This window comes from Diaphorobacter sp. HDW4A (genome assembly GCF_011305995.1).
GTDB lineage: Bacteria > Pseudomonadota > Gammaproteobacteria > Burkholderiales > Burkholderiaceae_C > Diaphorobacter_A.
The window spans coordinates 1,859,422-1,876,669 of the sequence record NZ_CP049910.1; the positions used below are offsets into that span (position 1 = coordinate 1,859,422).

Annotated in this window: 16 protein-coding genes and 2 tRNA genes; 3 read left to right on the forward strand and 15 right to left on the reverse strand. The window is 63.4% G+C overall.

Annotated elements, in window-relative coordinates; translation table 11 throughout:
• Positions 1-44: 44 nt before the first annotated feature.
• From G7047_RS08365 to G7047_RS08430, 14 genes are all read right to left on the reverse strand, one after another.
• A complete protein-coding gene (locus G7047_RS08365; protein WP_166303467.1) occupies positions 45-557 on the reverse strand; it encodes a (2Fe-2S)-binding protein in 513 nt (170 codons plus the stop codon).
• Complete coding sequence (locus G7047_RS08370) at positions 554-2,800, reverse strand: xanthine dehydrogenase family protein molybdopterin-binding subunit (protein WP_166303470.1); 2,247 nt, start codon at positions 2,798-2,800, stop codon at positions 554-556. The genes G7047_RS08365 and G7047_RS08370 overlap by 4 nt, the downstream gene beginning before the upstream one ends.
• An 11-nt stretch (positions 2,801-2,811) precedes the next feature.
• A complete protein-coding gene (locus tag G7047_RS08375; RefSeq protein ID WP_166303473.1) occupies positions 2,812-3,600 on the reverse strand; it encodes a xanthine dehydrogenase family protein subunit M in 789 nt (262 codons plus the stop codon).
• Between the two features lie 7 nt (positions 3,601-3,607).
• Positions 3,608-4,129, reverse strand: a complete 522-nt coding sequence (locus G7047_RS08380) for a nucleoside deaminase (protein ID WP_166303476.1) — start codon at positions 4,127-4,129, stop codon at positions 3,608-3,610.
• A gap of 25 nt (positions 4,130-4,154) precedes the next feature.
• On the reverse strand, positions 4,155-4,937 hold the full coding sequence (locus G7047_RS08385; protein WP_166303479.1) for an ABC transporter permease: 783 nt from the start codon (positions 4,935-4,937) through the stop codon (positions 4,155-4,157).
• Positions 4,938-4,978: 41 nt separating this feature from the next.
• Positions 4,979-5,752 carry an ABC transporter ATP-binding protein gene (locus G7047_RS08390; protein ID WP_166303482.1) on the reverse strand — a complete coding sequence of 258 codons (774 nt, stop codon included), beginning with the start codon at positions 5,750-5,752 and terminating at the stop codon, positions 4,979-4,981.
• A gap of 69 nt (positions 5,753-5,821) precedes the next feature.
• Positions 5,822-6,814: an ABC transporter substrate-binding protein gene (locus G7047_RS08395; RefSeq protein ID WP_166303485.1), complete on the reverse strand. Its 993-nt coding sequence runs from the start codon at positions 6,812-6,814 to the stop codon at positions 5,822-5,824.
• A 59-nt stretch (positions 6,815-6,873) separates the two neighbouring features.
• The gene (locus G7047_RS08400; RefSeq protein WP_166303488.1) at positions 6,874-7,689 is read right to left on the reverse strand and encodes an alpha/beta fold hydrolase; all 816 of its coding nucleotides are present in this window, start codon (positions 7,687-7,689) and stop codon (positions 6,874-6,876) included.
• Positions 7,690-7,704: 15 nt separating this feature from the next.
• Positions 7,705-8,676, reverse strand: a complete 972-nt coding sequence (locus G7047_RS08405) for an isopenicillin N synthase family oxygenase (RefSeq protein WP_166303491.1) — start codon at positions 8,674-8,676, stop codon at positions 7,705-7,707.
• A 163-nt stretch (positions 8,677-8,839) separates the two neighbouring features.
• Positions 8,840-9,802 (reverse strand): LysR family transcriptional regulator, encoded by a 963-nt coding sequence (locus tag G7047_RS08410; RefSeq protein WP_166311954.1) that lies wholly within the window; start codon positions 9,800-9,802, stop codon positions 8,840-8,842.
• Between the two features lie 210 nt (positions 9,803-10,012).
• A tRNA-Val gene (locus G7047_RS08415) sits at positions 10,013-10,087 on the reverse strand.
• A gap of 49 nt (positions 10,088-10,136) precedes the next feature.
• A tRNA-Val gene (locus G7047_RS08420) sits at positions 10,137-10,211 on the reverse strand.
• A gap of 108 nt (positions 10,212-10,319) precedes the next feature.
• A complete protein-coding gene (locus G7047_RS08425) occupies positions 10,320-10,550 on the reverse strand; it encodes a hypothetical protein (protein WP_166303494.1) in 231 nt (76 codons plus the stop codon).
• Between the two features lie 268 nt (positions 10,551-10,818).
• The gene (locus G7047_RS08430) at positions 10,819-12,951 is read right to left on the reverse strand and encodes an FAD-dependent oxidoreductase (RefSeq protein ID WP_166303497.1); all 2,133 of its coding nucleotides are present in this window, start codon (positions 12,949-12,951) and stop codon (positions 10,819-10,821) included.
• Between the two features lie 221 nt (positions 12,952-13,172).
• On the opposite strand from G7047_RS08430, the gene G7047_RS08435 reads away from it, so the two are divergent.
• Positions 13,173-13,946, forward strand: coding sequence for an SDR family oxidoreductase (locus G7047_RS08435; RefSeq protein WP_166303500.1), 774 nt, complete (start codon positions 13,173-13,175; stop codon positions 13,944-13,946).
• A gap of 569 nt (positions 13,947-14,515) precedes the next feature.
• Here G7047_RS08435 and G7047_RS08440 read toward each other — a convergent pair.
• Positions 14,516-15,277 carry an enoyl-CoA hydratase gene (locus G7047_RS08440; RefSeq protein ID WP_166311955.1) on the reverse strand — a complete coding sequence of 254 codons (762 nt, stop codon included), beginning with the start codon at positions 15,275-15,277 and terminating at the stop codon, positions 14,516-14,518.
• A gap of 180 nt (positions 15,278-15,457) precedes the next feature.
• Here G7047_RS08440 and G7047_RS08445 point away from each other — a divergent pair, with 180 nt between their 5' ends.
• Positions 15,458-16,261 (forward strand): SDR family oxidoreductase, encoded by an 804-nt coding sequence (locus tag G7047_RS08445; RefSeq protein WP_166303504.1) that lies wholly within the window; start codon positions 15,458-15,460, stop codon positions 16,259-16,261.
• Positions 16,262-16,285: 24 nt separating this feature from the next.
• Entirely contained in the window at positions 16,286-17,245 is a 960-nt protein-coding gene (locus tag G7047_RS08450) for a Zn-ribbon domain-containing OB-fold protein (protein ID WP_166303507.1), read from the forward strand.
• The last annotated feature ends 3 nt before the right edge of the window (positions 17,246-17,248 follow it).

Below are 17,248 nucleotides of genomic sequence, written 5' to 3' on the forward strand. Positions count from 1 at the left end.
ATCTCTTGCCGCCCACCACGCGATGCAGCGAACACCTGTGTGATTCACGCTGAATATGACTGATCACCCCCAAACAACTGCTCCACAGCTCGCCTGATTCCCCCATATCCCGTGCACCGACACAGGTTGCCGCTCATGAGTTCGATGGCCTCGTCTGCGCTGGGCCGGGGTTGCTGCTGGTGCAGCCAGGTCATGTTCATCAGCATGCCCGATGTGCAGTAGCCGCATTGCACGCCGCCGCAAGTCGCCAGTGCCTGCTGTACCGGGGCGCATTCGGGGGATGTGGCCAGCGATTCGATGGTGCGCACACGCTGGCCTTGCAGTTGCCAGGCCATGAGCAGGCAGGCGTTGGCGGGGGCGTCGTTGAGCCAGACCATGCAGGCGCCGCAGCGGCCCACCTCGCAACCGGGCTTGGCGCCGGTGAGTTGCCAGTGCTCGCGCAGCAGGGTCAGCAGGCGGGTGTCAGGCGGGCAGGTGACCTGTACGGGTTGGCCATTGAGTTCAAGCGCGAATGCGATGTCTTCTGGGGCGTGAGGGTTGTGCAGGGGTGCGTTCATGAAGAGGCTTGCTCCAGCAGGGCGATCACGCGCAGCGGCGTCATCGGAAGGCGGGTGATGGGGTGTGCAAGCGCCGCACTGAGCGCGTTGGCGATGGCGGGCACAGCGAAGTTCACGCTGATCTCGCCTGCGCCGCGCGGGCCTATGGGATCGTCGGGTGGCAGATTCTCGATGGCGATGAGGTCCATGCGCGGCGCGTCCATGATCGATGGAACGAAATAGGCGTCGAGATTGCGTGCGGTGTAGTGGCCGTCTTCGCATTCGAGCTCCTCCAGCAGGCTCATGCCGAGACCCATGACCGCGCCGCCTTCCATCTGGCCGAGATAGCCTTGGGGTGAAGCGATGGGGCCGAGCGCCGTGCACATAGCAAGGTCCTGCACCCGCACCATGCCGCTCCAGGTGTCGATGCGGACCTGGGCGATGGCCGCACAGGCGCCGAAGACGAAGTGCGTGTCGTGCGCGTTGACGCTTGGGTCTTCGGCATGCAAATCGATGGTGATGCAGGGGCGTTCATTGCCGAGCACATGTGCCAGTTCGACAAGGCTTTTGGAGTCGCCACATTGCGCCCTTGCGCGCTCCAATCGTGCTTGCCATTCGGCTCTGACTTCAAGCAGCGCGCGCCAGACCAGCGTGGTCGCGCGTGATGCGGCGACCGGGCCGGAGTCTGGCGTGAAGGCGGTGTCGCCCAGCACCGGGCGCACGTCGTCCGGCGCGCAGGCCAGATGCTGCACGCAGAGATTGCGGATGGCGCCGCAGAGGTTTTGGCCGAGCTCGGTGAAGCCGCAGCGCAGCTCGACCTTGCCGTCTTCGGCGAGCGCGAGCTGCATGCGGCTTTCGCTCGGCCCGCCTTTGCCGAAGCCATCACTGCGGTGGATCAGCGCAAGGCCGATGCCGTGCAAATAACGGCCATCGGCGCTGCGCCATTGGTGCGGGCGTTGCCACAGCGGTTGCTGCATGGCGACGTCGAGCGCGCGCTGCGGGCCGTCGAACGCGACCAACTGCTGGCCCAGTGGGCCGGGCGCATCGGGCGTTGCGAGGTTGAGTGCGCGGAAGGCGCCTGGCGACATCTGCGCGAGCGCGGCGAGGCGGTCCATGTGTTGCTCGAGCGCGAACTGCACCTGCACGGCGCCAAAGCCGCGAAACGCGCCAGCGATGCCGTTGTTGGTGTAAGCGAGCCGCGCGTGAATCTGCACCGCCCGGTAGCGATACGGGCCGGGGGCATGCTCGACGGCAGCATCCAGCACTTCGGGGCCATGCGTGGCGTAGGCGCCGGTGTCGGCGAGGATGTCGACTTGCTGGAACGTCAGTCGCCCCTCGGCATCGATGCCAGTGCGCATGCGGATGCGCATGGGATGGCGCTTGACGCCAAGGTCCACCGACTGCGGCCGGGTGAGGTGCAGGCGCACGGGGCGTTGCGTCTTCCATGCGAGCAGTGCCGCAATCGGCTGGATCGTGAGCTCGTCCTTGCCGCCATATGAGCCACCCACGGGCGTGCCCACGGCCTGCACCTTGTCGTGTGCGAGGCAGAGCATGTCGGCGATCACCTGCCGTTCGCGCGCGGGGTTGTGTCCGCCGAAGAACAGGCGCAGCCCGTCCGCGCCATCGGGCTCGGCCACGCAGCCCTCGGTTTCCAGATAGGTGTGCATCTGGCGCGGCGTGTGGTAGGTGTCTTCGAGCACATGCAGTGTGGTGGCCTGTGCGGCAAGGAGGTCGCCACGTTGATGATCGATGCTGTGCAGCAGATTGCCGCCTACGTGCAGATGGGCCGCATCGGGCAGGTCGGCTGCCAGTGCGGATGCCATGTCGTCCACGAGGGGCAGCGCTTCATATTCCACGTGGATCAGCGCGAGCGCGGCGCTGGCGGTGGTCAGATCGACGGCGGCGACGGCTGCGACCGGATCACCCACGCAGCGCACCTTGTCCTTGCAGAGCGCGGGCCGGTCCACCTTGCGCAGGCCGTAGCTCGCGGTGCCGGGGATGTCGGCATGGGTGACGACCGCATGGACGCCGGGCAGGGCGGTGGCTTCGGTGGTGTCGATGCGCAGGATGCGCGCGTGCGGATGCGGACTGCCGAGAATCGCGCCGCGCAGCTGGCCGCTCGCGATGCGGTCGGTGAGAAAACCGGGCGAGCCGGTGAGCTTGGCTGCGATGTCGGGGCGGATGTCCTGCGTCAATCGTTCGATGGGCCGCGTCAGCGCATGGGCGGAATGGGGCGGGAGAAAGGTGGAGGTCAGGTCGTTCATGGGATGCCCGTTCAAAGCAGGCCGCAATGTCCGGCGATCAGTCGACTGCTCATGATCGCGAGCGGTTCTGGAAGCTCTTTGAGGCAAGCGGCGCGCACGTTGACCAGCGTGGGCCGACGGGCCTCATCCGCCATCAGTTCTTCGACCGCGAGCAAGCGGCGAATCGGTGTGCCGGGTGCACCGGCGGCCGCGCGCACCAGCGTGCACCCTCGTGCTGCCGTGGCCCAGCGTATGGCGACGCGCACGCGCGCAGGAGTGAAGGCCGCGCGATGGCCGATCTTTTCGAATGCGGCATGCGCGGGGCCTTGCAGATTCACGCATGGCAGGTGAAAGGCGAGCATCAGTGGTCGACGGGGGCGTGCTAGCGTCAATTCCAGCGGCTCGAGCGTGCCGTCCGCCAGTTCTGCAAGCGCATCGAGCACCAGAAGCACCGGGCCCGTGTCACCCATGCCCCAGCCGATATTGCCGCCCAAGGTTCCCAGGCGGCGCACGCCTGCTGCGCCGAGTTGGGCCAGCGCATCGCAGAGCAGCGGCGCGTGCTCGCGCACGAGCGCATCGAGGCGAATGGTTTCTAGACGCGCATTCGCGCCGATGCGCAGGTGCTCACCTTGCAGCGCGATGCCCTGCGTCTGCGGCCAAGTCTGGGTATTGATAAAGTAAGTGTCCGGTGGGGCTTGGCGCGTCATGCCTGTCCACTCCTGCTGGACCACGGTGCCGCCCGCGATGAAGCGCGCGCGCGCGCCGAGTTCTTCTGCCAGAGCCTGCGCGGCCTGTGGTGTGGCGGGCGATATCAGTTGCATCGCGGGATCAGCGGGTGGCCCAGAAGCGTTGCTGCATCTCGGCGATCTCGGCTTCCATTTCGGGCACCGGGCCGATCAGTTCGACCGGCTTCTGGCAGTGGTCGAACACATAGCGGGACGACACACTCATGGTCGGGTTTTCGACATGGCTGCCGGTGCAGCCGAGCAGCGCGTGTTCGGTCATGCCGAACACCACGCGGCCGATGTTGGCCCAGTAGGCCGTGCCCGCGCACATACAGCAGGGCTCGACTGTGGTGTAGAGCGTGCAGCCCCAGAGATAGTCGGACGTGAAGTTGGTGGCCGCCACGCGCGCGAGGGTCGATTCGGCGTGGTTCACCGCGTCGATATTGCATTGCTCGAGCAGCACGGTTTCCTGATCGGGGCCGACAAGGATGGCGCCGAAGGGATGGTGGCCGAGGCCAATGGCGCGCTCAGCCACGCGCTGGGCGTGGCGCAGATGACGCTGGATCTGTTCGGGCGTGGGCGCCAGGCCTTGTGCGGGGAGTGTGGATGAGGTGGTTTGATTCATGCGGTGGCTCGATTCGACAAAGGGGTTACGTCGCGCTCTGGCTCCAGGGGAAGAAGCGCTTGTGCACAAACTGCACTGCGCCGTACAGCGAAAGGCTGCACAGCACCAGCAGGATCAGCGATGCGAAAGCGACGGGCACCTTGAAGGAAGACGTGGCGAACAGGATGAGGTAGCCGAGACCCTTTTCGGCTGCGACGAATTCGGCCACCACGGCACCGACGATGGCCAGCGTGATTGACACCTTGAGCGCCGAGAATACGTACGGAATCGCAAATGGCAGGCGGATCTGCCAATACTGGCGCGCGGTGGTGGCGCGCAGCGAGCGCGAGAGTTCCACCAGCTCGGCGGGCACCGACGCGAGGCCGAGCGCGGTCGACACCACCAGCGGGAAGAACGCGATCAGCGTGGTGATCACCACGCGTGGCAGCATGCCCGCGCCGAGCGTGACCACGATGATGGGCGCGATGGCGACGATGGGGGTCGACTGGATCACCACGAGCCACGGCATGATGATGCGCGAGAGCAGCGGTGAACGGGTGATGGCGATGGCCAGCGGCAGGGCCAGCGCAATCGCTACCGCGTAACCGACGAGCGCGACCTCGAGCGTGGCGCGCAGATGCTCGAACCAGCGCGCGGGTCCAAGCTCGCGTGCTGCCTGGAGGATGGCGGTGGGCGCGGGAACGATGTATTCGGGCAGCTTGAGCAGGCGGCAGGCGGCCTCCCAAAGGCACAGAGCGATCAGAAAGACGAACAGCGAGGCGTGACGTTGGATGAGTGAGGAAAACGTGGAAGGTTGGGAGGAGGACATGGAGACGGGAGACCTTTCGCTGATGGACGGCGCTGACGGAGCTATTCAGGCTTGCGGCTGAACACCTGCTCGCGGATGTCGTTGGCCATCTGGTTGAATAGGGGATCGGCCAGCGTCGCCATGCTGCGCGGGCGCGGCAGCGGCACGTCGATGACGTCGGCCACGCGACCGGGTCGGGCGCTCATCACGACGATGCGGTCGGACAACAGCAGCGCCTCCTGGATCGAGTGGGTGACGAAGACAACGGTCTTGGGTCGCTCGTTCCAGATGCGCAGCAGCTCGAAGCTCATCTCGTCGCGTGTGAGCGCATCGAGCGCGGAGAACGGCTCGTCCATGAGCAGGATTTCCGGGTCGTGCAGCAGCGAGCGCGCAATGGACACGCGCTGCTGCATGCCGCCCGACAGCTCGTTGGGGCGCTTGTGGCCAAAGTCCTTCAGGCCAATCATCGAGAGCAGTTCTTGCGCGCGCTGTTGCTCCTTGGTGTCGACGCGGCCGAACTTGTGGCGCATCGGAAAGGTGATGTTGTCGAGCACACTGAGCCAGGGCAGCAACGTGGGTTTCTGGAACACCATGCCGATCTCGTCGCGCGGCTCGGTCACGGGGTGGTCGAAGATGCGCACCTCACCGCTGCTCGGGCGCAGCAGGCCAGCGACCAAGCGCAGGATGGTGGATTTGCCGCAGCCCGAGGGGCCGATCAGCGAGACGAATTCATTGCGCCGCAGATGCAGATCGACGCCCTGCAGGGCGGTGACGGGACTGCCATCGCTGGAGACAAAGGTCTGGGTGACCGCGTTGAGATCGATTACATGTTGCATGGCGAGGCGCAGACGGAAGGCGGTGGGTTCGCGGCGAAGTTGTCGCCGCGAACAAGGAAGGCGATGCGCTTATTTGGCAAGGAAGCTACGGTCCACGAGCTGCTCGGGATTGATCTTGCCTAGGTCGTAGCTCATCGACTGCGCGACCCAGCTCCAGGTGGCTCCCAACAGTTTGGCGTCGTAGGCACCCATGCCGTCGCGCTGGCTGATCTCGTTCTTGAGCAGCGGGATCGACGATTCGAACTCGGCCTTGATGACAGCGACATCGGCCTCGGGCACTTGTGCCTTCAAGGCTTCTGCGGCCTTCTGCGGTTGCGCTATGGAGAACGTGAGCGACTTGGAAAGGGCGCGCAGATAGCGCTTGAGCACTTCGGGGCGTTCCTTGATGATCTTGTCGCTCGCGAGCGCCGACCAACCGTAGCCGTCGAGACCGAATTTTGTCCACGGCAACACGGCGAGCTCCTTGTTCGCCTGCTTGAGCACGGCGCTGAACGCGGGCGCGACGGTCACCCAGTTGATGGTGGCGTCCACGCGGCCCTGCGCGAGCATGGGCGCGAGTGTGGCCGGGTCGGTCTTGATCACCTTGATCTTCGCGGGATCGACGCCGTTCTTCTGCAGCACAACGGGCCACAGCGCGTTGGACGACGAGAACGTGGGCATGGCGACGGTCTTGCCCTCCATGTCCTTGAGCGACTTGATCTGGCTGTCGGCGCGGGTGAACAACGCATCGGGCTGGCTGGAATAGAGCGACATCACGGCCTTGACGGGCACGGGCGACTTGCTTTCGGCGGCCGCCATCATCAGCGCGGAGATGCCGCCAAAGCCCACATCGGCTGCGCCCGAGGCGACTTTGGTGACGGCGTCTGACGAGCCACGCCCGGGAACGATCTTGACCTCAAGACCCTCGGCCTTGAAGAAGCCTTGCTGCACGCCGGCATAGACAAAGGCCTTGTCGCCACCGGGCAGCCAGTCGAGCTGGACGGTGAGCGAATCGGCCGCGTGAACAGCTGCGGCGCCAAAGGCAAGCAGCAGGGAAGCGAGAAGAGGGCGCATGGTCATCATGGTGGTGTTCCTGAAGAGCGGGTGAACTGGGTGGGAAAACTGGATGAACGAAAAGTGGTTCAGTGCATCGCAGCGCTTGGGTTATTCGACATCGGCAAGGCATCGAGCAGTGGCAGCAGTCGGGCGGTGAGCAGCTCGGGGCGGACGAGTTGCGGCACATGTCCACAGGCCAGCGAGATGCAGTCCGCACCCGGGGTGAGCCGCTGCATGCAGCGCTGCAGCGGCAGCGAGACGGAGCGGTCTTCGGTGCATTCCACGTAGATGCGTGGTACGCGGCCGTAGCGTTCCGGGGTCAACTGGTTGTGCATGGATCTTCCACTTTCGGGTTGTGCTGCGAGGCGCATTGCTGCATCGCGTGCAGCGCTTTCCTCGCAGTCTTGCAAGAACAGTGCCATGGCGGCATCGACGGGAACATGGCTTGCGGTGCGGGTCTCGTTCCAGATCAGATGCTGGCCCACGCCTTGGTAGTCGAAGCCGGGGTTGTCTTGTTGGCAGCGCGCGATCACGTCGGCAAAGCCCCATCCATCGGGCACCATCATTCCGGCCAGATAGACGAGTGCGCGCACGCGCTCGGGCATGGCCTCGGCGACTTGTGATGCGGTCATGCCGCCGCCGCTGTGACCCAGCACCACGGCCGGTGCGTCCAGTGATGCGAGCAGTTCGACCACATGATCGGTGTAGCCCGGCAACGTGGCAGCGCGTGCGTGATCGCGGCTGTGGCCATTGCCCGGCAGATCGACCGCATGCACCTGCCAGCCCGCGTTTTCAAGCCACGGCGTCCACGCCGAGAAGGCCCAGCTGCCTTGCCACGCGCCATGGATGAGGATGATGTGCGGGCGTGACGCGCTGTCGTTCGCTGTGTTCAAGTCATTCATTTCGCAACTCCCCGTTCAACCGTAGGTGCGGCGGTAGCACTCGATCTGGTGCTCTTCCACGGTGACCGTGGGGTAGAGCGGAGCGGCACCGTCGGCAAGGCAAGTGGAGATGCATTCGACGCGGTGCAGCGGGTTGCCGGTGAAGAAGAAGGGCACGGAATAACGCTCGCGGCCCGACACGTTGATCACGCGATGCAGCGTGGAAACATAGCGGCCGTTGGTCCAGCGCGCGAACAGATCGCCGATGTTCACGACATAGGTGCTGGGCACGGGTGGTGCGTCGATCCAGCGCTGCGTCTGCATGTCCCGCACTTGCAGGCCACCCATCGCGTCCTGCAGCAGCAGCGTGATGCCGCCAAAGTCGGTGTGCTCGCCGCAGCCCTTTTCACCGGGCAGCGGGTTACCAGGCTGTGGCGGGTAGTGCAGCAGGCGCAGCGTGGCGGCAGCATCCTTCAGGTAGTCGTCGAAGAAGGATTCGGGCATGGCCAGCGAGAGCGCAAGCCCGCGCACCAGCGTTTCGCCGAGTTCAAATGCTGCTTCGTAGTAGCGCTGCATCACCGCGCGAAATGCGGGCAGCGCAGTGGGCCATTGGTTGGGGCCGGTGTTGAAGCGCCCGGCAATGACGCGTGGATCATCGACGGGAACCTCGCGGCCCACATAGAAGCTCTCCTTGAGATCGGGCGGAGCGCCGGCCTCCAGCGTCTGCGCGCGCAGTGGCTCGTAGCCTCGGTTGCAGGGCGAGAGGCGTTTGTCGATGGCGCATTTTTTCTCCATCTTCTGCGAGAAGAATTCGCGGCTCTGTGCGAACACGCTGGCGATCAGTGCCTCATCCACGCCGTGGTTGGTGATGTAGAAAAATCCGCGCTGTTCGCAGGCCTGGCGTAACTGCGCGGCCACGGCCTTGCGTGCATCGGGATCGCTGCCGCGCAGCGCTGCGACGTCGATCAGCGGGAGTTGCAAGGTGCTCGATGTGGGCTCGTTTTTCATCGGTCTGTGCTCGGTTGGAAGGTGCGATGCGACTCAGTTTAAAAAACGCGGAGCGCTCGCGATAGCACGTTTTTTTGCGTGGGGCGATGCCGAAATGCGAGCACTCAGCACCCGCTGTTCGGGCTTGCTTTTTCTTGGTGCATGGCGCACCGAACTGGCACTTTCAGCGTACGGAAATCTTGCGCGACGACCCATTTCGGGGACTCAGCATCCGGCCTTCATCGCCTTCACGCTGCGCGATGATTTCGCTCGCAATGTGGATGAAGGCATCGAGCGCGGGCGGCAGGGTGCGGCCCGCGCGCACATAGACGCCGAGTTCCGAATGGATGGGCTGCGGCGTGTCGAGCGGCACATGCACCAGCCGCGCTTCCTGCAGCTCACGCTCCAGGCCGAGACGGCTTTGAAAGAACAGACCGATGCCGCGCTCCACCAACTGCTTGGCCAGCTCGATCGAAGAGCTTTCCATGACCACGTTGAGCGGACGCTTGTGGTGCGATATCACCGGTTGCAGCAGACCGTGCATCGACAGTTCGGGCGTCGGCAGAATCATCGGGTAGGCCGTGCAGGTGGGAAAGTCCACGCGTTCCAGACGGCTGATCGGATGGCCCGGCGGCACGATGGCGCCGAGCCGGAACCGGCCCATGGTGCATTGGTGCAGACCGTCGTCGCGGTCGATGGAAAAGCCGATGCCGATGTCCGCGTCGCCGTGAATCACCGCCTTGACTGCTTGGGCGGAGCCGCAGGTCACGAGATGGATATGCACCGCCGGGTAGCGCTCGTGCATGCGGGTGAGCACGTTGGGCATCAGGTCCGCGTTCACCCCCTCGACCGACGCCACGCTGACCGAGCCGCGCCGCACGCCGCGCAGCATCTCGAGTTCGCTGCGCAGCCGCACTTCGTCCTGCAGCACGGTGATCACATGGCGCGAGAACACCTCGCCCGCAGGCGTGAGTCGCAACCCCTGCGACATGCGCTCGAACAGCGGCGAGCCGATTTCGTCCTCGAGCTGTAGCAACTGCCGGTTGACGGCGGACGAGGCCACATGCAGGCGGCGTGCCGCCTCGCGGATCGATCCCGAACGGCGGATCATGTCGAAGTATTTAATGGATCGGGCGTGGATATGCATGCCCCAATCTGGAGCAGATTGCGTGCCAGTGACCACATCGTTGCAGTGCGTGGATTCAGTCGTGCCGTGGAGAGGTGACACGCGGTGCTCGCAGGAATGTGCAATTTGCGCGTTGCCGATGTCGTTTCGGCAGCTGCTTACATTCGAGGATGAATGCGGCGCGCAAAACAAAAAGCCTCCCGAATCAGTGATTCGAAAGGCTTTTGAAGATGGTGGGCGATACATGGATCGAACATGTGACCCCTGCCGTGTGAAGGCAGTGCTCTACCGCTGAGCTAATCGCCCGATTGTCGCAATCCGCAATTCCGAAGAAAGCCGATCAAGACAACGAAAATGGTGGGTAATACATGGATCGAACATGTGACCCCTGCCGTGTGAAGGCAGTGCTCTACCGCTGAGCTAATCACCCATTTGGCGCTGTGTTGTTTGCGTCAAGCCATCGATTATAGCGCATGAATTTTCGTCGATTCGCGAATCGACAGGATTTTTTGGCATCAAGGACGCGAAGCCGTTTACGTCAGTGTTGGGGCAGGGCCATTCGAAGCCGCGCGCGTTCATGCTGGACCATCAGTTCAACGTAGCGCTCAGGATTTGCCCAGCGTTCCTGCTGCAGATAGGTGTCATGAAACTGCTTGAACTCCCAGCTTTCCTCGTAGGACAGGCCGACGAACACGAGGCGGCCAAAGCCATCGTGCTCCAAGGCACCGATATCGCCGAAGTAGGCCAGCTCATTCTTGGTCAAATCCATAGTGTCACAGTCACTCTGTCAATGGGTGGGCGCAGCGCGACAGGAATGCCGCACCTGCCGCGCAAGACATGTGATTGTCATCTAATTGTTAACATCGAGTGAGCAATTGCGAGTTTGTGGCATGAAAAGTTTTCACCATCGAACGGAATTCCGTTTTGCGGAACGAGTGTCCTGGCAGCTTGGGCCGGTGGTGGGATTGCCTGGAAACGTTGGGCGAAAAAAAGGCCTGCATCGTGCAGGCCTTGATGAGGACCGGTGAGTGGTTCGCTCAGACGGTTGCACCCGCGAGGTTCCCCGAATGCATGGCCCCTTCGATATAGCCAACCGCGTTGCTGTCGCCGAGTTGTCGAACGGGCACCTGCGTGAGTGCGGCGATCGCTTTGGCCACGCTGGCGTCGGGCTGTGCGCCGAGCGCGATGACGACCGAGTCTGCGGACGTACTCTGCTCGGCACCGGTCTTGTCAGTCCAGATCACTTCTTTCTTGGTGATGCGCTGGACCTGCGCGAGCAATTGCAGCTTGCCGTGCGCCTTCACGGCCTCGATCACACGCCAGCGGCGCACGATGGACAGCTCCGTTCCTGCATGCGTGCCGGGTTCTAGCACGGTAACTTCGCGGCCACGGTCGAGCAGGAACTCGGCCAGCTCAAGGCCCACGAGGCCGCCGCCGATGATGGTCACCCGCTTGCCCAGTGGCATCCAGAGTTTGGACAGGCCTTGGATGGCGTTGGTGCTGTCGGTCACGCCGAGCATGCCGCCTGCCTTGAATAGCGCGCGCTCGGTCAGGCTCAGCTTGGCCTTGGCGATCTCGTCGGCGCGGTCGCCGGTCATCAGGCGGCGCAGTTCGTCGCCGCTCCACACATGGTTTTGTCCCGCACCTTCGATGGCCGGTGCGGCGCGCTTGGCGCCGGTGCCGACAAAGATCTCGTCGGGCTTGATCGCGTCGATCAGCGCGGCATCGACCGTGGTGTTCAGGCGCACCTCGATGTTGGGATGCTTCATCTGGCGAGCCAGATAGTCGAGCAGGCGGCCGTTTTCTGGATAGGCGAGGGCGGCGAAGAACAGCGTGCCGCCCAGGCGGTCGCTGCGCTCGACCAGCGTCACGCGGTGACCGCGCAGCGCGGCCACGCGCGCGGCCTCCATGCCCGAGGGGCCGCCACCGACCACCAGCACATGGCGGGGTTTGGCCGCGAATTGGATTGGTGCCTCGGTCTCGTGGCCCACGCGCGCGTTGACCGCGCATTTGATGCCGTTGTTGATGAAGATCTCGCTCACGCAGGCATAGCAGTAGATGCAGGGACGCACGTCCTGGGCCGCGTTGGCGGTGAGCTTCTTGGCCAAATCGGGCTCGGCCAGCAGCTTGCGGCCCATGGCGACAAAGTCGATCTCGCCCTTGTTCACTGCGTCGGCCGCGTCGTCGATTTCCCAGCGGCCGGCGGAGATGATCGGCAGCTTCACGGCCTTTTTGTACTGCGCGGCGAAGTTGCGATACGCGTTCTGCTTCTGCGGAATCGGCGCGTCGGTGAAGGCTGAGCCGGTGGGCATGCGCGCGTAGGCCGACACGCTGATCGCATCGACCACGCCGAGCTCCTCGCAGAGCTTGGCGGTCTTGATCGCCTCGTCCATGGTGATGCCGCCGGGGGTATGCATTTCTTCGGCGTCAAGGCGCACCCAGACCGGGAAATCCGGGCCCACGCGGCGGCGTACTTCGGTCAGCACCTCGCGCAGCAGGCGCGTGCGGTTTTCCCAACTGCCACCGTATTCGTCGGTGCGGCTGTTGAAGAACGGCGAGAGAAAATTCGCGATCATGTAGTTGTGCGCGCAATGCACTTCAACCCCATCAAACCCGGCCTTCTGCGCACGCACGGCGGCGGCGGCAAACCACTCGATCATCTGCGCGATGTCCGCATGGTCCATCACGCGGTAGCGCTCGGGGTGCGGACCCACGCCGATGAAGGTCGAGAACTCCTTGGGCGTGATGGTGCGCATCGATTCGGCCACCGGCGCGGCGGGCGGCATCGACGACACCCACATCTCGCGCCCGCAGCTGCGGTCGTAGGCGGCGACCTTGCCGCTGTGGTTGATCTGGACGCCGATCTTGCCGCCATGCGCATGCACGCGGCGCGCGACCTCGGCCAGGCCCGGAATGAAATCGTCGTTGGAAATGCCCAGCTGGTGCGGCTCGCTCGTGCCGCTGGGCCACGAAATCGCCGTTGTTCCCATGATGACGAGCCCTGTGCCACCAGCCGCGCGCTCTTCGTAGAATGCCTGCGTGCGCTCGCCGCAGATGCCGTCGCTGCCGCCGAAGTTCTCGCCCATGGGCGCCATGACGATGCGATTCTTCAGCTCCATCGAGCCGATGCGACCGGGTTGCAGAAGGGATGCGTGAGGATTGTTGCTCATCGTGGTTGTCGTCCTTGCTTGGCTTGTTGGTATGTTTGTTTGTTGTGTGTTCGACTGGGCGGTCTGGCCGAATTCACCTGATCGCAGCGCAGTGTAGATAGCGTCACCTTAAATTTCCACTGGGGTAACTACATCGTCCGTTTGTAGGTGGTCGCGTCCGGCGGCTTGGGATTTGATGTGTGCCATATAGTCATCAGTACCCATCAGGAGACCAGAAAGATATGCCAACCACCATCATGAGCGGCTGCGCCACCGGCATCGGCGCGGCAGCCCGCAAGGCCTTGGAGGCCGCAGGTCACAAGATCATCGGCATCGACATCCGCGACGCGGAAATCATCGCCGACCTCTCCACCCACGAAGGCCGCAAGCAGGCCATCGACGCCGCGCTCATCGCTTGCGGTGGCGTGCTCGACGGACTGGTGCTCTGCGCTGGTCTCGGCACCCACGTGCGCCCCGCAGGCAAGATTGCCTCGGTCAATTATTTCGGCGCAGTCGAGTTGCTCGACGGCCTGTTCTCCGCACTGAAAAAAGGCCAATCGCCAGCAGCCGTGGTGATCTCCTCGGTAGCGTCCGCTCACCTTCCGTGGGACAAGAACCCTCTGGCCGCCGCCTTCGATAACGGCGACGATGCCATGGCCCAGGCCATCGTCAACGGCGCGGGAGAGCAGGGCGGCAACCTCGCCTACGCCGGCAGCAAGAACGGCCTGACCGTCGCCATCCGCAAGCGCTCCGTGCCTTGGGGTAAGGACGGTGTGCGTTTGAATTCCGTCGCACCCGGCGCTACTGAAACTCCGTTGCTTCAGGCCAGCGCTCAGGATCCGCGTTTTGCCAAGTCGATTGCCGAGTTTCTTCCTCCGATGGGGCGGCGTGCTGATCCGGCGGAGATGGCTTCGGTCATTGCTTTCCTCATGAGCCCTGGGGCTAGCTATGTGCATGGGGCGCAGATTTGCGTGGATGGGGGGATTGATGCGCAGATGCGGCCTACGCAGTTCTGAGTTCTTTTTCTCTATTTGAGGGGGGAGGCCGGGAGTTCCGCCCGGCGGCGGAGTCACTTTTTGCTTGCGCGCAAAAAGTAACCAAAAACGCGCTTTTCAATACCCGCGGCAGAACTCACTGCGCGACTGCGCCGCTCCGTTCGGGCAACCGCCGTGAGTTAGAAGTTAACTCGGAGGTGCGTTCGGCACGTCGCTGCGCTCGTGCCGTGCATCTCGCGACCTCGCGAGATGTGGGTGCGCCAGTATTGTGCGATTTGATTTGATCGCCGGTAACCTGTTCAAAAGAGCAGTGGGCATATGAGCCCTAACGAAGCCATGCAAACACCCCGGCACGAGCGCAGCGAAGTGCCGTAAACACCTCTTCAAAACTGATTTCCGGCGGTTGTTAGAGCAGAGTGACGAAGGAACGCCGCGAGTTCCGCCGGATGACTTCAAAGCGCGTTTTTGATTACTTTTTGCGCGCAAGCAAAAAGTGATTGCCCCGCCGGGGGCAGTCCCGGCCTCCGTAAGCAACCACCCAGAAAGAGCAAAAAATCACCTCTCACCCGCAGCAAGCGAGGGAGGAAAGACTACCGCCCCTCAAACCGAGGAACCCGCTTCTCAATAAAAGCACTCATCCCCTCCTTTTGATCGGAAGTAGCGAACAGAAGCTGATTAGCCTTCCGCTCCAACATCAAAGCAGCATCCAGCGAAGCGTCCATCCCCGCAATCACCACCTCCTTGATCTGCTCCGCAGCCAAAGGAGGCATGGCAGCAATCTGCCGCGCCATCTTCAGCGCCTCAGACTGCACCTGATCATCTTCGCAGACCATGCTGACCAGTCCCATCAACTGCGCATCCTCCGCGCAAATTGGCCGACCAGTGAGCAGAATGCGCATCGCGTTGAACTTTCCCACCGCCCGCACCAGCCGCTGCGTGCCGCCTATGCCCGGCATGATGCCGATGCGGATTTCGGGTTGGGCAAAACTTGCGCCTTTGCCCGCGATGATGATGTCGCAATGCATGGCCAGTTCGGCGCCGCCGCCGAAGGCATAGCCGCAGACGGCGGCGATGATGGGTTTGGGGCAGCGTTCTATCGGGGCCCACACGCGTTCGGTGTGGCGCTTCATGATTTCGATGGGGCCGCAGTCGTCCATGCTCTTGATGTCGCCTCCGGCGGCGAATACCTGGTCTCCGCCGGTCAGCACGATGCAGCGAACGCGTTCGTCGGCGCTCAATTGCTGGAACGTTCGTGACAGTGCGGCCTGCAGCGAAAGGCTCAAAGCGTTGGTCGCCTGGGGGCGGTGCAGGCGCACCACGGCGACGCCGTCGCCGACGAGTTCGGTGAGCAGTTCGCTCTCTGTGGCAGGGGCGAAAGCGGGGGAAGAAGAGGGCTCGGGCTCGACGACGGGGGCTTGCAAAACGGTGTCTCCAAAGGCTTGTTCTGGGGCCTATCGTCGTTTGCACCTAGTCCGTGAGCATCGTCCTTTTGGACGTATCTGCAGTGCGTTGGCAAATCTAAATTGTCATCCATGCAAGCAAACAATGAATTTCAGCAACGCGTCGTGCTGGTGACCGGCGGCACCAAGGGCATTGGCCGGGGCATCGCCGAGGCTTACCTTGAAGCTGGCGCGGTGGTCGTGGTCTGCGGACGGCAGCAACCGGATCAGGATCAGTTGCCGGGCTTCGGTGATCGCAAGGCCGAGTTCATCGCCTGCGATGTGCGCGAGGCGCAGGCGGTGAAGGAGCTGGTCGATCAGGTCGTGCAGCGCCATGGCCGTCTCGATGTGCTCGTCAACAACGCGGGTGGTGCACCAGCTGTGGATGCGGCCACGGTGTCGCCGCGTTTTCATGAGGGCGTGCTGCGCCTGAATCTGTTCTCCACCTTGCATGCCTCGCAGGCCGCGAATGCGGTGATGCAGCAGCAGGAAGAGGGCGGTGTGATCGTCTGCATCGGCAGCATCAGCGCGCTGCGTCCCTCGCCGGGAACGGCAGCCTATGGCGCGGCGAAGGCGGCGGTGCTGAGTCTGGTGAGCTCGCTTGCGGTGGAGTGGGCACCCAAGGTGCGCGTGGTCGCGGTGAGCCCGGGCTTGGTGCGCACCGAGCAGTCGCATTTGCATTTCGGCGACGAGGCAGGTATCGCTTCGGTCGCACGGACGATTCCTGCCGGTCGCCTGGCCGAGCCGCGCGACATCGCCGAGGCCTGTCTCTATGTCTCTTCGCCGCGCGCTTCCTATCTGAGTGGCACGAATCTGCTGCTGCACGGCGGTGGCGAGCGGCCCGCATTTCTGGGCGCTGCCAACGCAGAGCACAACGCCCAACCACAACCCAATTGATGAAGAATTTCAAAGGAGACAATCTTGGCTGATCAAGACTGGATGACAGAAGTCCGCGCCCTGGTGGGCAAGAAGTATGGACGCGTCTACGCGTGGGACAAGGTCAACGCGCCGATGATCCGTCAGTGGTGCGAGATCATGGGCGTTGCCGTGCGCACGAACGATGACGGCAAGGTCATCGCGCCTCCCGGCATGCTGCAGGTCTGGTGCATGGAAGGCCCGGTGCAGAACAACTACCCACCGGGTTCGACCAAGGAAAATCCGTACGAAGTGGTCAAGCTGCTCGACGCGCAGGGCTTTGCCTCGACCGTGGCGGTGAACTCTGAACTCACGTTCGACCGCGATGTGGTCGATGGCGAGGATCTGTACTACACCACGCGCCTCGATAACGTGGGCGACGAGAAGACCACGGCGCTGGGCACCGGCTACTTCGTCACGCTGATCATGGATTACTTTTCCATCGGCGCGTTGAAGGGCGACGACGAGCATGTGGGCCAACTGCTGTTCCGTGTGTTCAAGTTCCGCCCGGCCAATGCACAGAAGCCTGCTGCAGCCACCGACGGCAAGCCTGCGGGCATCCCCAGGATCAAGCGCTCCGAACCCGGCATCAGCGACGACAACCGCTTTTTCTGGGACGGCGTGAAGCAGGGCAAGCTGATGATCCAGCACTGCAAATCCTGCGGCGAGCTGAACCATCCGCCGGGTCCCGTGTGTCCGCACTGTCAGTCGTTCGATCTGGATGCGGTGCAGGCCAGTGGCAAGGGCGAGGTGTATTCCTACGTCGTCATGCATTACCCCGAAGTGCCGCCGTTCGACCATCCGAATCCCATCGGTCTGATCGAGCTGGAAGAGGGCACGCGTCTGATCGCGCAGCTCGTGGGCATCAAGCCGCAGGACGTGAAGATCGGCCAGAAGGTGCAGGTGGAATTCAACACCTTCAACGATGGCGAGATGACGTTGCCGCAATTCCGCGTCGTGGCCTGAGCC